This window comes from Methanolobus sp. (genome assembly GCF_030682845.1).
Lineage (GTDB): Archaea > Halobacteriota > Methanosarcinia > Methanosarcinales > Methanosarcinaceae > Methanolobus.
In genome coordinates this window covers 1-10372 of record NZ_JAUXNK010000090.1, presented here as the reverse complement: position 1 = coordinate 10372, position 10372 = coordinate 1, and the positions used below count along the sequence as shown (strand labels likewise).

Annotated in this window: 8 protein-coding genes; 2 read left to right on the top strand and 6 right to left on the bottom strand. The window is 44.4% G+C overall.

Going from position 1 to position 10372, the window contains the following annotated elements:
- Window positions 1-93: 93 nt before the first annotated feature.
- The 5 genes from Q8J68_RS12340 to Q8J68_RS12320 form a co-directional block, all read right to left on the bottom strand.
- Window positions 94-954 (bottom strand): hypothetical protein, encoded by an 861-nt coding sequence (locus Q8J68_RS12340; RefSeq protein ID WP_305311818.1) that lies wholly within the window; start codon window positions 952-954, stop codon window positions 94-96.
- A 106-nt stretch (window positions 955-1060) separates the two neighbouring features.
- Window positions 1061-1201 (bottom strand): hypothetical protein, encoded by a 141-nt coding sequence (locus Q8J68_RS12335; RefSeq protein WP_305311817.1) that lies wholly within the window; start codon window positions 1199-1201, stop codon window positions 1061-1063.
- 276 nt (window positions 1202-1477) lie between these two features.
- Window positions 1478-2020 carry a pyruvoyl-dependent arginine decarboxylase gene (locus Q8J68_RS12330; RefSeq protein WP_305311816.1) on the bottom strand — a complete coding sequence of 181 codons (543 nt, stop codon included), beginning with the start codon at window positions 2018-2020 and terminating at the stop codon, window positions 1478-1480.
- A gap of 227 nt (window positions 2021-2247) precedes the next feature.
- Window positions 2248-5727: a nitric oxide reductase activation protein NorD gene (locus tag Q8J68_RS12325; protein ID WP_305311815.1), complete on the bottom strand. Its 3480-nt coding sequence runs from the start codon at window positions 5725-5727 to the stop codon at window positions 2248-2250.
- Between the two features lie 9 nt (window positions 5728-5736).
- Entirely contained in the window at window positions 5737-6567 is an 831-nt protein-coding gene (locus Q8J68_RS12320; protein ID WP_305311814.1) for a CbbQ/NirQ/NorQ/GpvN family protein, read from the bottom strand.
- Window positions 6568-6890: 323 nt separating this feature from the next.
- On the opposite strand from Q8J68_RS12320, the gene Q8J68_RS12315 reads away from it, so the two are divergent.
- Window positions 6891-7835 (top strand): hypothetical protein, encoded by a 945-nt coding sequence (locus Q8J68_RS12315; protein WP_305311813.1) that lies wholly within the window; start codon window positions 6891-6893, stop codon window positions 7833-7835.
- A 36-nt stretch (window positions 7836-7871) separates the two neighbouring features.
- Here Q8J68_RS12315 and Q8J68_RS12310 read toward each other — a convergent pair whose 3' ends face one another.
- The gene (locus Q8J68_RS12310; protein ID WP_305311812.1) at window positions 7872-8216 is read right to left on the bottom strand and encodes a cupin domain-containing protein; all 345 of its coding nucleotides are present in this window, start codon (window positions 8214-8216) and stop codon (window positions 7872-7874) included.
- A gap of 262 nt (window positions 8217-8478) precedes the next feature.
- Here Q8J68_RS12310 and Q8J68_RS12305 point away from each other — a divergent pair, with 262 nt between their 5' ends.
- The gene (locus tag Q8J68_RS12305) at window positions 8479-10257 is read left to right on the top strand and encodes a hypothetical protein (RefSeq protein ID WP_305311811.1); all 1779 of its coding nucleotides are present in this window, start codon (window positions 8479-8481) and stop codon (window positions 10255-10257) included.
- The last annotated feature ends 115 nt before the right edge of the window (window positions 10258-10372 follow it).

Genomic DNA, 10372 nt, shown 5'->3' with positions numbered 1-10372 from the left:
TTCCATATCCATCATTACAGTGATCATTGTAATGAAGTACCCGAATTGATTATCGTTGATCTCTACCCCAGACTCTGCAAATTCAATCTAGTTTCAATCAGCATCAGTCACACTTTCGATCTGATCCACAGGAACATTGAGCAGTATCCTGTTCATCTGAGCTTCCTGGAATTCCTCAAGAGTCTCATTCGCTAGCTCAATTTCGGCAGTGTTCTCTGTCTCATTATCGATGATCAATGTCGCATTGAGCTGCCCTTCAAATTCGCTCTTGTCTTCCTGAACGACGTTCAGATAACAGACAGTTTCCTCAGCTGGTTCTTCAACTTGAGGCTCTTCAACCGGAGGTTCTTCAACCGGAGGTTCTTCAACTGGAGGTTCTTCAACTGGGACTTCTTCGATAGGTTCTTCCTCGTCCACTATAGGTGCTGGCGCTTCGCAGAATCCAAGGGTCACCCATGCACTATCATCGGCATCTTCTCCGATGCCGTTTATCTCAGTTGCTATGAGATATCCTGCATCATTCCGTGGAAATGACTGGTCCCAAGTGTCAACTAAATTTATAGTGATTGTTGTTGCAGGGTCAATTTCTACATCATCACCTGAATCAATACTGACGTTAAAGATACCAAAACCATCTGCTTCTTCACTGATCTCGTTTACTTCCCATTCATTTCCCTCTGCATCAGTCACACTTTCGATCTGATCCACAGGAACATTGAGCAATATGGTCTCGATTGTTGCATCCGGGAAAAAGGCCTGTGTTTCATCTGTCAGCATCATCTCAGCCGTATATGGAGCTGATGTTGACACATCCAGACTAACATTCAGGTATCCTTCATACTCAATGCTATCTTCCTGAACATCATTGAGATAACAGGCTGCGCTGGCAAACCCGATTGACAGGAATAACATAACAGCGGTTATCAACGCTATTTTCAACTTAGTATTCTTCATATCATACCACCTACTTTCAACTGTATCAATAGGTTTGTTCCTGACATGTTATTCACTTTGCGAAGTATTGGTTCAGATATTAAATTCCATAGTGTCAAAATTGAAGTCAGGAATAATGAAAAGTTGTCACTTCATCGTCAACGATTGCCTCGTCTTCAGTTCCTTCTTCAGCTGTGTCAGTACAACCGGAAACTGCAACCAGTCCGATCATAACAAAAACCAAAAGTATGCTCAGTATTTTCTTCATGACAATTCACCTATATTTAAAATGTTAATACGGTTGAGAACATAACACATATTTTATTTAAGTTTTCTATTTGATATTGCAGCCATATTTGATTTTTGTAACAATGCACGTAGAACCCCCACAAAAAGAGTACTTCCATAAAGAACCTATTCAGGGGTTTAAAACAGAGATACACTGAAGCGAAACTCACAATTGAAAACAAATGATATCAAAGGGAATGTAATCTGGTATGGCTCCAAAATACACTACCCATAAATAAAACCGTATAACCTAAAATTACTCGATAAACACCATGGCAGCTACCACAGTCGTCCACTTGCCTTCAGCATCGCCATGGGCTGTCTGGCAGTAGTGTGTTGTGTCGATGATGTGACCGCTTGCCTTGTATACCTGCTCTCTCTCGTGCCAGGCTGAATCAGCATCAAACTCAACACCAAGAGTTGTTGCCAGCATTGTTGCTGCCAGGTCTTCTGCATACTCTCCTGCCTTAGTCTCATCTTCACCATACGAGTGGTGTTCGGATATGTAGCCATAGTTCTTCTCATTCACAGGAACTGCTGTGCCTACTGCAGCTGAAACTAATCTGTGCGGCTCATTTGTATCATTGCGTGCCAGAACACAGTGTACTATCTCGCCGGCTGCTATATCGCTAAGTCCTTCCTCCTTTGATACGATTTTGCAGTTGGGGGGGAGTATACTGGAAACAGTGACGAGGTTATATTTCTCAATTTGTGCAGCCCTTAAAGCCAACTCAAAAGATGCCAACCTGTCCTTATGTACTCCAAAACCTTTAGTCAAAAATGCTCTTTTAGGTGCCATGTCAATCACTTTGTATATATAATGTTTAATCGCAATATGAATGTAGTTTGATTCATTTTTATATATATGCCTGTTTTATCAACCTAGTGGTTGAAAAGAAGTCTATAGGTCTGACCAAAGCTCTTCTACAGGATCTGTAATCAAAAGAACATATCCTACAAACATTTGAGTGTCAATGTAGTATAGGCCCCTGCTATAAATACTTTAAGCTTCTCATGCATGCTATATCACGTGGTTATTCTCTTATACAGCAAAGGAAGGCTTTCAGGCAGCACCCGTGCATCATCGATTATCGTATATCCAACATCAGAGAATATATTGTCCAGGTACTCTCCGGGGTTATTATCGACTGTAATGCAGAAGAAATGCATTTCCCTGGACCTCACTTCCTGAATGGCAACCCTTGTGTCCTCTTCTGCAAGCTGGCCCTGATAAGCACCTTCCCCCGTACATGTGTCATAGGGCTCCCCGTCAGAGAGCAGCAGCATTATTTTTGTCCTTGCGCTGACCTGTTCAAGCTTCGTGATTGAATGCCTGATGGCAGGCCCCAGCCTTGTATTGGCTACAGGTTCCAGAAGGCTTATCCTGCGTGCCACATCCCCTGAAAGTTCCTCTTCGAATTCCTTAATGACAAAATACTCTACATCTTCTCTGGTATTTCCTGAGAAAGCGTATATTGCGTATTTGTCCCCTATACTCTCAAGTGCCTGTATCATCACAATGAGTGCGTCCTTTTCCACATCCACGATGCTTCTGCCGTCCATGCCCAGTACCTTGCGGGTGGAAGCGCTGACATCCACCAGGAAAAGGGTAGCTACATCCCTTTCGTGCTTATCCCACCTGATATACAACCTGTCCTCCGGGTTAATACCGCCCTTTTTGTCGATCAGCGCATCTATAAATGCATCAATATCGATCTCAGTACCATCGACCTGTTTGCGCATCCTGTGAAACGCCTCTGGTCTCATCCTGCTGAACACGCGCTTTATAAGGGCTATCTCGTTCCTGTAACGCTCGGAAGCATCCCTGTAATAGTCTGCAGACACGCCCACGGGCTCCACCTCTTTAACGGTGCACCAGTCAGTTTTATAGTCACTGATGGAAGTGTCCCACTCATCGTACCTGTAACTTCCAAGTATCTTCCAGTCCTTGTCTTTAGCGTAGCTGGATTTGCTTTTGACCTTTTCTTCTTTTGGTCTTTCCTTCTCTGCGGTCAGGTCTGTCTCACTTTCAGGGATGAACCTCTTGATCACATTCTCATATGCCCTGCTGGCAAGCGGTTCTTTATTGCCATAAGCGCCAAGACCCATGCCCCTGTACTCTATGTTCTTCAGGATCTCATACTCTCTTGCTCCAAGAGGCCCGAAATGACTATCAAGCATCTTATATATGTCAAAAGTGACTTCAAGACAGTCATGTATCGATGAATCTTGCCTTAAGATATTATTCAGAGAACTCCGAACATTCTCCGTCAGCTCTGCCGTAGTTCCTGTAAGAGCAAAAGCAGGCTCATGGCCGGTTGAGAGCCAGAGCAGTGCCTCCATGAACATCTCAAGTCCATCCTCAGGCACCGGTCTTTCCATAAGCATCTGGTGCCTGATGTTTTCAAGATCTGAACGGACACCTCTGTAGGAATCCATGATCATGTACTCGATTCTTGCATCCTCCAGCACCCCTAGTATGCTTGCCGCCAGAGGTTCATTGGGAAAAAGAGCAACAATGTCCGATATGTCTACAGTGTCCGAGGAGCCCCGGACCTTCTCCAGATGCACCTGGTCCATATAGGTACCATCTTTCTCACGGCCGTATTTTTCCATGATAGCTTCAATGAGTCCCGATGATTCCCTGGAAGGGATTTCCATGGAGCTGAACTGAACATGACCCACTTCATGCATTACACTTAGCTTATATATCCTGAAGTTATCATCAAAGCCGCGATATTTCTTAATCCGCGGAGCGAGGTAGATAGTCCGGCCTGCTACAACCGGGTTGATCGTATCCGCATCCTCTTCAAGTTGCAGGACCTTACGTGAAAGGATGCTGAAGTTGACACCAGAGAGCCCGAGTGCATAGTATCGAAGGATGGCGGCTACCTTTTGAAGAGCTACAGAACCTGTCAGCTCTTCTATGAAATCTCTTGAGCTCTTAGACCTCAGGGAAAAATACGGCCTTCCAAGGAGCGGATTATCCTCCATTATCTTGATTCCGTTCAGGGCCCATTCCTCCAGTTCGCAGACCCCGAGATCCTTCATGAGCATGGGGGAATGGGAGAAGTAGTCCACAGCCAGTTTTTGAGTGTGTTCATATACCCTGATCCCGGTGCCTGCCCATCTCTTTATATCCTCAACCCCAATCTTTTCAATCACCTGGGGGAGATTATCAAAAAAAGCCCCCGCTAGGAGCCAGTCCTTTTCAAGCAGGTTGCGAGAAGTCCTGAAAATATCACCATGATACGAGGGAGCTATTATTCTCAGGGATGAAACAGAATTTTTGAAATAACTGGATCCATAGGTTGAACTCTGCTCTGAGATTGCAATCCCTATGCTTACCCATTCCCCGAAGTTTTCCTTTTCAAGCATTTTAAAGGCATCAGGAGCATTTTCAAAGTATCTTTCCAGACATTCAGGATTTACTAGCGCAAGTTTGGCTCCTGTATCCAATAAAAGGGATCTTTCATCCCTGCCGAGATGATCAGAAGTGCTTCCCATACCCTTAAAACTGCCGTAAACATATGCACGAAAAGCATGCTTGTCAGAGAGTGTATCTATTCCTTTGTTCACCCAATCCTCAATCTCGTCCATTTCCAGGTAACTGAGTATCTCAGGACTCCAGTTCATAAAAGAAACAGAAGCTTCTGTATCTCTTTTTGAAATCCCGGAGGCTATTGATGCCCATCTGTGCATATTCCGGTCATCAAGTTTCCCGATAGCATAAGGAGCGTTCCTGAACAGCGCAAGTGTAGTCGTTCCTCCGTGAATTATAAACGCATCCAGTTCCTCCAAAACTATTCTCCTTCTATGAGCAGGCACATCCGAAAGCACCCCAGGCGTCGCATTTATGATGTCGACTGCAGCCAGCCAGTATATTTTGAGCATGCGTTCTATGATACCACACCACAGAACAAAGTCCTGGGCTGATAGCAGGCTCTGCAGAAGGGGCAGGTTCTTGAAATATTCCTCTGCAACGTTTACATTCGAATCTGCAAAATCCCTGCCTATCGTAACTAACTGCTTGAAGTTGTCAAAATCCGTTGAACCGACGATGACACCTGTGTATTTGAAATAAGCGATTGCGAGCCATTTACTTTTTTCTGCATAAGATACTCCCCTATCGGTCCATCTTTCAAGCAGAGGCAGGCCCCCTTTACTGATAATGCCTGCTGAGGAATCAAAGAACCCCTCACAACAGGATACACTCAGGACAGACACTTTCTGTGCAATAAGGAGCCACTTATAGAAATCCTCCTCAGCAAGAAGCCTGTAAACTCCAGGCGACGCTTTCAGGTAAGCCATGAGGACCCTTAATCCCCTCTTCAACACCCTGGCCCCGGGAGTAAGGATAGCCTCGAGCTCATGCTTCTCAAAACCCTCAAATCCTCCTGTCAGCCTTAAAATATCGGTGCTGTCCAGTTTTGGGAAGCGAGAGCTTATCAGCGCTGAAATCTCTTCTTCTGTAAGATGATCCAAAGTACCTGTATCCTTTCCCAAAGCCGCCTCTTATTCCATGATAGCTGATATTATTTCGTCGATACTCTTTTGAAGATCGGCATTATCCGTTATCGGCCTTGCCATCGCTGTCCTGCATGCTTCCCGCGGATCTATTCCTTCATGTATCAGCTTGCCTGCATAGATCATAAGACGGGTACTTACTCCCTCTTCCAGACCATGGTGCTTGAAATTGCGTATTCTGTGGCCTATTTCTACCAGGAACCCTGCAGTTCTTTCGTCTACTCCGCTTTCATGGATAACTATCTGCCTTTCAAGGTCCGCCGGAGGATAATCGAATTCTATTGACACGAATCGCTGTCTGGTACTCTGCTTAAGGTCTTTTACAGCACTCTGGTATCCCGGATTATAGGATATGGCAAGCATGAATTCGGGTGATGCTTTTATAATGACACCTAACTTGTCGATAGGAATAATGCGCCTGTTATCTGTGAGTGGATGTATGACCACTATAGTGTCCTTCCTGGCTTCTACCACTTCATCAAGATAACAAATAGCTCCACTCTTTACAGCTTTTGTCAGAGGGCCGTCATTCCATTCTACAGAATCTCCTTTTATAAGGAATCTACCTACAAGATCTGTCGCAGTAAGATCCTCATGGCAGGCAACAGTTATCAGAGGGCGTTTTAATTTGTAGGCCATATATTCCATGAAACGTGTCTTCCCACATCCTGTAGGCCCCTTGAGATTAACAGGCAGCAGGTTCTTGTAAGCTGCCATGAATATTTCCACTTCATTACCAACAGGAATGTAGTATGGTTCCTGATCTATAACATACTCTTCCACAGGCAGCTCTTTTGATAGTGAATCTTTTATTGTCATAGAATCATTTCCCTTTCATCTATATAATCTATTTTTCTATTACTCGACTTTATCCATTATGCTATTTCTTTATATTTACTCTGGGGATGATAAAGCCTGAGTATCATTCTAAGGGACCTACGGATTTATCTCCATGAGTATGTTTCAGCAAGCTTAGTTAAGGAACAATGTTTCCAAAGCAACAAAAGCCTATAAGCACAATATATAGATTATCAATTCGGGTCCCTGAGAAGACCTGAATTCTCCGGGAGTGTAAATAAGTGAAACTGAGAAAAAGTATAGTAATTTATTCTCTGATAGTTCTGTTACTTCTTTCTATGGGTATGGCATTGGCAAACATGGCCGAAGGTATTGAAACGCAGATAGAGTCTAACGGGACAGGGCAATGGTACCCTGCCATCCATGAGGACAGGATAGTATGGACTGATACCCGTAATGAGACATTTGACATCTACATGTACAATATCTCATCGCAAGAGGAAGTGCAGATAACATCAACTCCGTTTATCCAGATGACTCCTGACATATATAGGGATATTGTCGTATGGGAGGATAATCGTAATGGGGACTGGGATATCTACATGTATGACCTTTCTTCAGGCGAGGAGAGGCAGGTAACGGTCCACCCTGCTGACCAGCGTGTTCCGGCAATAAACCAAGACAGGATAGTATGGAGTGACATGCGCAACGGCAACATGGACATCTACATGTACAATATCACTTCAGGAGAGGAAACACAGATCACAACCAATGAAGCAGATCAGTGGTATCCTGATATCTGCGGAGATACAATTGTATGGGAGGATGCCCGCAATGGAAGTTCCAGCGTTTATCTGTACAATATATCGTCCGGTGAAGAATCAAAACTGACGCAAAACGAGTCTGAGCAGTATCTTCCTGCAATAGATGATGACAGGATAGTATGGACTGATTACCGCAATTTCAACCAGGACATATACATGTATAACCTCTCGACAGGTGAGGAAATACAGGTGACAACAAACGAATCCTGGCAGGTGGACCCGGCTATCAGCGGCAACCGTATAGTATGGATGGATGACCGCAATCAGGACGGAGACATGCCCGGAAATTGGGACATTTATATGCATGACCTCTTAACAGGTGAGGAACTGCAGGTAAGTTCAAACGTGTCAAACCAGGTGTATCCTGCCGTATATGGTGATCGGATAGTCTGGACGGATATGCGTAATGAGGAAGCAGCTATCTACATGTTCGAACTGGTCACGCAAAATATGACAGAAGAATGAAAAACATTTCTTTTTCATTTTTCCTTACGTTGATATCTATTCCGTGAGGCAGAGCAATATTGCCAGATCTTCGTCTGCTTTCAGGGAATGCGGCGCATCTGCCGGCATGAAGATAAAAATACCCGGCCTCATTTCAATATCCCTATCAAAGAGCCTGAATATTCCACTTCCTTTAAGCACCTGAACTACCCCGTTCTTTGATGATGTGTGGGTGTCGATGTCAGTGCCTTTAGCAAGGCACATAAGTGTATAACTGTATGTTTTTGATTTTGCAAGCACGGTGCTGAATATACCTTCAGGAGGAAACTGCATGATGTAAAACAGATCTCTTGTAAAGCCTTTATCCTGCTCACCACTACCCATAATCTCGATTGTCGTCAATTTGCACACCCTCAATCCTATTTAGTTCTGATTTGATTTAATAATAATTGCATCCTTTCCTTATATTACTTTAAGCCATCCTCCTTCTAACATTGTTTCCGGTTGGTCCCTTTAATATCGGTATTACCACATCGAGCTATATTTACACAGCATTCTTATTTTTTACTTATTACCGGAACAAAATAGCAATGTTTAAATATCAAATTTACTTCTTCTTTTCAATTCTGAGTGAAGTAGAATAGCAAATCGAAAGGGTATTGCAATGAGAATAAAAACGAGAAGATGCAGGTGTTCTTTTGTTCATGATACCCGCGCCTATATTCCCTTCGCTGTCATCGGCATCTTCGTGCTCCTCTTTTCCATAACATCTTCCTTCTATCTTATGAAAATGGACTACGAGCTCGCTGAGACCATATACCAGACCGACGGCATCAGTATGGAGAAAGCCGCAGAGGATATCGCTTCAGCAGACCTTGCACGATGCCTCAACTATGCCGGCATGGAAGCCTTCAAATGGCAAGGAGAGCATCCCATAATCAAGTCTGAGGGAACCACATATGAAGAATGGGGTGAGGATAAGTTCTCAGTATTCTCAAAAAGCAAGGAGGCAGAACCGGGCGAAACGATAGAAGTGAACGTGAAACTGCCATCCAATATACTTGAAGCCATAGTCAACATATTCTCTGCAAAACCAAGAACTCTTATTGTGAAAGGATCATCAGGAACGGTCTATGAAAAAATCGTGTATGACGAAGCTCACTCCTTCTGGAGCAAGTCCGAGTTCAATGAAATGATCACCATACCGGAGAATGCTACCGATGAGTATGGCTACCTTATCCTGATGTATGGAAATGATACTAAAGCAACGAACTGGTTCCATATGGGTACAAATCCTGTCAAGGATATCACGGCCCATCACTTCAACCGCTTCCTGCAGAGCAATTACCAGAGAAACGTACACACATTCAACAATTATGCTATAAACATAGTTCCTGACGTGCAACCCTCACAGATAGAAATTGGCAAGATCAACGGCACGCTTTCACGCCAGCTCGAAAGGTCGCAGGGCGACGATTACACTATTTACTACACCCTTACAATAAAGGACCTTAATTACATGCTTGTGGACCTGTCCACTGGTACAAGTGTGAACCGGAGTAGGGATATCTCGACCCTGGTAACCTCCAGGGAGCCGGTGCTGGCTCAACTGACCACCGAGTACGAGCAGGCCCTGAGCAGCAGGACGAATTCGGATGTCGTGCTTGGAGCAACTAATATACGGACATTCACATACGGTCCCTGGCAATATTATCTGAACGGCCCGCTCAACATCGTCACCGGTCCGGCACTGACATCATCCGTAAACGCAGGAACGCTATACACACAAAAGCGTGTGTTTGACTCAGTGGACCCATGGGCTGCGGCTTATACTACCTACTACAACGGAAAAGTGCTCTACAGTGACATTTCCAGAAAAAGTTCCGGTTATGAGGATGAGAAGCAAAGCAACATCAATACATCCTACGCCAATCTGTCTTCAACCGGCTCTTTCAATGTCGATATCGATAAAGGCATCAACGAGTCAATGGCAGACGCCAGTACAAGCAGGGAAGAAGTTGCAAACAACTCCAAACTGAGAGTCTCGGTCTCCAACTATACCGACAGTGTTTACTACGGCTGGGTCTACAATGACGACAAATGGAGTAGTGATTATCCTGACCTGCTGCACGATGTGACCCGCGAGGTATACAGCGCCACTATACAGGGGCAGATATTCAGGGACGGGTTCGATGGGCCACAGATAATCAGCGACTATGGCGGATACGGCACTCATGGTTCCACATCTGCTTCAGGACACACTGTAAGGTGGAAAGGCTACTATCCTGTCCTTGTAACCCATACAAGGGCCCTTGGGGACAATTTCACTTATACAGGTACCGTTCCTATTGATCATTCTGCAACGATTTCCACTGGCAAAAGCAGCTGGAGCCTGACAGGTGCAACAGTTTCCCACCTTCAGTACTTCACTAATTTTGAATAGGACACAGAATAATGCTTTCCGATAGCTTTATATGCGGCGGGAACGCCGCCCTATGTCATTTCTACCATTCAATTCAAGGACCTGTGATAAGGTTGAATTAAGGCCAAAACAATGT